The organism is Bradyrhizobium sp. SRS-191, assembly GCF_024586915.1.
Classification (GTDB): domain Bacteria; phylum Pseudomonadota; class Alphaproteobacteria; order Rhizobiales; family Xanthobacteraceae; genus Bradyrhizobium.
The window spans coordinates 1-2,661 of record NZ_JANBVS010000049.1 but is presented as its reverse complement, the minus strand read 5'-3'; the positions used below and the strand labels follow the sequence as shown (position 1 = coordinate 2,661).

Below are 2,661 nucleotides of genomic sequence, written 5' to 3'. Positions count from 1 at the left end.
ATCGTGCGCGGGATCTATCATCCGGCCGATCCCAAGTCGGTGGCCTCGCCGAAAGGCGGCCTCATCATCTCCTGGTGCGGCATGCGCGGGATCGTCACGCTTGCGACTGCCTTTGCCCTGCCGGAGAACTTTCCCTATCGCGACTTCATCGTCTTCATCGCATTCGCGGTGGTGTTGGGATCGCTGGTGATCCAGGGCTTGACGCTGCGGCCGCTGATCCTCGCCTTCGGCCTCAAGGACGATGATCCCGTCGGCATCGAGGTCGCGCGCGCCCGCGCCGTCGCTTATCGCGCCGCCCTCGATGCGATCGAGGACGATCCCTCGGAGGAGGCGGAGATGCTGCGGCTCGAATATCGCGCCATCCTGATGCAGGCCGACGACAATCCCCATGGCGGCATCCCCGACGGACGGCTGCCGGCCGATCATCTCCGCCTGCGCGCCATCGCCGCCGCGCGCAAATCACTGTTTGGCTTGCGCGCCACCGAGATCATCGGCGACGATGCGTTCCATCGGCTCGAGGAGGAGCTCGATCGCGCGGAATTGAGCGCAGGCGGATAGTTTCGGGCATTGAACCAAATGCCGCGTCTATAGACACATCCCAGATGACGACATTGACCGACGACCGTCGTGTACGCGCGCGTGATGCGTCGCCTGCACGATATTTTTATTTCCATATGGCACTGGCCTGCGCGGCCACCGCATTTCTCGGCTTTGCGCCGACCTATTTCGTGCCGCTTGCCAATCGGACCTTTTCCGCCGGTCCGGTGATTCACTTCCACGCCTTCTTGTTCTTCACCTGGTCTGTCTACTTCGTGCTGCAGACCTGGCTCGCGGCCTCGGGCCGCGTGGTCAATCACCGTTCGCTCGGCATTGCCGGCGTATCGCTCGCGACCGCGATGACGATCTTCGGCTTCCTCGCATCCGTCCATGTGATGAAGCATTCCGCCGCGCTCGGGCAACTCGATGCCGGCATCAGCTTCTCGATCGTGCCGATGAGCGGCATCGCATTCTTCGCGATAGTGTTTGTGCTGGCGATCATGAATACGCGCAGGCCCGAGATTCACAAACGCCTGATGCTGCTCGCGGCGGTCTCGATCCTCGATGCCGCGATCGCGCGCTGGTTCCTGACGTTCCTCGCGCCTCCCGGGCCGCCCGGCCCGCCGCCCGTGCCGGTGACGATCGCGCCGGCGGTGGTTGCTTCGCTCCTGCTCGTCGTAGCCATGGTGCACGAGTGGCGCACCATGGGTCGCGTGCACCCGGTCTATATCTACGGCACGCTCGCCTTGCTCGCCGTGAAGGTGCTGAACTGGCCGGTCAGCGAAACCGCCGCATGGCACGCTTTCGCCGGCGGGATCCTGGCGCTGGCGCAGTAATTCGCTGCCGTCGTCCCGCACAAGCCTGAATGCAAGATCCGTCACCCTGAGGTGGCCGCTCCTTCAGCGGCCCTCGAAGGGCGACGGTCCGGCTGCCGCAGCGGGGCCGCTCATCCTTCGAGGCTCCCCGCGCGATGCTCTGCATCGCGCGCCTCGCACCTCAGGATGACGGGACTCTCGATATTGCTTTAAGCGCCCGCCTTGCAGGTGATGCCGCCGTCCACGACCAGCTCGATCCCGGTGACGTATTTCGATTCGTCCGAGGCCAGGAACAGCGCGGCGTTGGCGACGTCGAAGGCGTCGCCCATGTGGCCCATCGGCACTTGCGCGTCGCGGGCGCGCCACATCGCCTCGACGTCACCCTTGGCGTAGCTGTTCGCAAGTCCAGCGGAATGCTCCACCATCGGCGTCTTCATCAGGCCGGGCAGGATCGCGTTGACGCGCACGTGATGGCGGGCGAATTCGATCGCGGTGGTGCGCGTCATCTGGTTCATCGCCGCCTTGGAGGTGCCGTAGGTGACGTAGGAAATGCCCATGTGGCGGATCGAGGCGATCGAGGAGATGTTGATGATCGAGCCGCCGCCCTGCTTCACCATGACGGGGATGACATGCTTCATGGTGAAATAGGCGCTCTTGAGGTTGACCGCGAAGACGCGGTCCCAGCTCTCCTCGCTGACTTCGACCACGCTGCCCATCTCGGCGATGCCGACATTGTTGTCGAGCACGTCGATGCGGCCATAAGCCTTCAGGCACGCCGCCACCATCGCCTCGATCTCGGCGGAGCGCGACACGTCGGCGGTGAACGCCGTCGCCTTCCCACCCTCGCCGGTGATGATCTCCGCGGTCTCTTCGGCCGCGGCGCCGTTGCGATCGACACAAAACACCTGCGCGCCCTCGCGCGCGAAGGTCACGGCGGTCGCCTTGCCGTTGCCCCAGCCTGGGCCGATCGAGCCGGCGCCCACCACCATCGCAACCTTGCCCTTGAGCCTGTTCATCGCGTGTCTCCCCTGTTTTCTCGTAGCCCGGATCAGCGTAGCGACATCCGGGGCCGTCATTCCCGGATGTCGCTACGCTGATCCGGGCTCAGACTCTATTGATCCTTGCAGACGCTCATCGTGGTGACGTTAGCACCAATGGGATGCCCGACAATCTCCGACAATGTCCGGCAACGTCCGTCCTGGCACAGCCGCCACTCGCCCGCAGCGTCGGAATTGCCGAGCACGACCTCCGGCATCGGTGCCTGCTCGGGCGTCCACTGAAACCAGCCGTTGACCAGCCTCGCCTCGGG

The 2,661-nt window shown here is 64.6% G+C and carries 3 protein-coding genes and 1 pseudogene; 2 read left to right on the top strand and 2 right to left on the bottom strand.

All coding sequences use genetic code 11. The features are described 5' to 3' along the window. Both NLR35_RS33705 and NLR35_RS33700 read left to right on the top strand, forming a co-directional pair. Positions 1 to 558 (top strand): cation:proton antiporter (locus tag NLR35_RS33705; protein ID WP_374940880.1); only part of this gene is annotated, 558 nt, incomplete at its 5' end. Positions 559 to 602: 44 nt separating this feature from the next. Further along, positions 603 to 1,373: a hypothetical protein gene (locus NLR35_RS33700; RefSeq protein ID WP_257170853.1), complete on the top strand. Its 771-nt coding sequence runs from the start codon at positions 603 to 605 to the stop codon at positions 1,371 to 1,373. 188 nt (positions 1,374 to 1,561) lie between these two features. Here the strand turns inward: NLR35_RS33700 and NLR35_RS33695 are convergent, their stop codons facing one another. Both NLR35_RS33695 and NLR35_RS33690 read right to left on the bottom strand, forming a co-directional pair. After that, positions 1,562 to 2,368, bottom strand: a complete 807-nt coding sequence (locus NLR35_RS33695; RefSeq protein WP_257170852.1) for an SDR family NAD(P)-dependent oxidoreductase — start codon at positions 2,366 to 2,368, stop codon at positions 1,562 to 1,564. Between the two features lie 95 nt (positions 2,369 to 2,463). Further along, positions 2,464 to 2,661, bottom strand: a pseudogene (locus tag NLR35_RS33690) (DUF1850 domain-containing protein); the annotation flags it as partial.

What these genes read in the sequence shown, in the direction of transcription:
- NLR35_RS33695 (WP_257170852.1), bottom strand. Translation starts at nt 2,368, where the DNA reads ATGAACAGGCTCAAGGGCAAGGTTGCGATGGTGGTGGGCGCCGGCTCG.
- NLR35_RS33700 (WP_257170853.1), top strand. Translation starts at nt 603, where the DNA reads ATGACGACATTGACCGACGACCGTCGTGTACGCGCGCGTGATGCGTCG.